The following is an 835-nucleotide window of genomic DNA, read 5'->3' on the forward strand; positions in this document are numbered from 1 at the left end:
GAGGAAAGAGATGACCACACCGCTGCACAACCAGATCGAGCAGGCATACGCCGAGTTTTCCCGCCAGCGGGAGGCGTTGTCCGCGCTGGCGGCGGAATCGGAGCGGGCCGAGACCACCGTGACGTCGAAGAACCGGGCCATCTCGGTCACCGTCAACGGTCGGGCGGCGGTCACCTCGATCAGGTTCCCGATTAGCGCGTACCGCACGATGCCCGCCGCCGAACTGGGTAATCTCATCGTGGAGACCATCGAGGCGGCGCGAACCCAGGCGGCCAACGAGGCGATGGAGCGGTACCGGTCAAGCCTGCCCGAGGCGCTGTCCGATATGGACCCGCACAACGGTGGCCTGGACGTGGAGGCGATGTTCTCCCGCGCCGCGCGGATGATGAACGACGACCGGCTCGGCGATCTCCTCAACGGACAACGCGGAGGCGGTCGCCATGAGTGACCTGTGGAGCAAGGACGGCACGCTTCCCGCGCCGTTCGAGCAGTTCATGTCGCACCTGACCGACACGGCCGCGCGGCTGCGGGGTGGGTTGGAGGGCAATCTGCCGGTGCTCGCCGAGCGGCGTGGCGAGCTCGACAACGCCGTGGCGCAGGCGGTCGACCCCTCGGCGGAGTCCGCCCGCCGGACCCTGGCGGAGCTGGCCAAGATGCCGGCGTTGGACCAGGAGCGGGTGCGCCAGCTAGATGCCGTCCTCAGAAAGCAGGAGGAGTCCGCGCTGGACCAGGCGCGCGTCGGCGGCGGGCCACACCGGTAGACCCGGCGGCGGGGCGGAACGCCCCGCCGCCCCGGTCGCCGTACGGCAAGTGATTGAGTTGGTGGTGGTGCAAG

General features: G+C 69.5%; 2 protein-coding genes. Both read left to right on the forward strand.

All coding sequences use genetic code 11. From position 1 onward, the window contains the following. The first annotated feature begins 10 nt into the window (after positions 1-10). Positions 11-448 carry a YbaB/EbfC family nucleoid-associated protein gene (locus O7615_RS17870; protein ID WP_278178821.1) on the forward strand — a complete coding sequence of 146 codons (438 nt, stop codon included), beginning with the start codon at positions 11-13 and terminating at the stop codon, positions 446-448. After that, positions 441-761, forward strand: coding sequence for a hypothetical protein (locus O7615_RS17875; RefSeq protein WP_278178822.1), 321 nt, complete (start codon positions 441-443; stop codon positions 759-761). Before O7615_RS17870 ends, O7615_RS17875 begins: the two co-directional genes overlap by 8 nt. Positions 762-835 lie beyond the last annotated feature (74 nt).

The organism is Micromonospora sp. WMMD1082 (assembly GCF_029626175.1).
Classification (GTDB): domain Bacteria; phylum Actinomycetota; class Actinomycetes; order Mycobacteriales; family Micromonosporaceae; genus Micromonospora.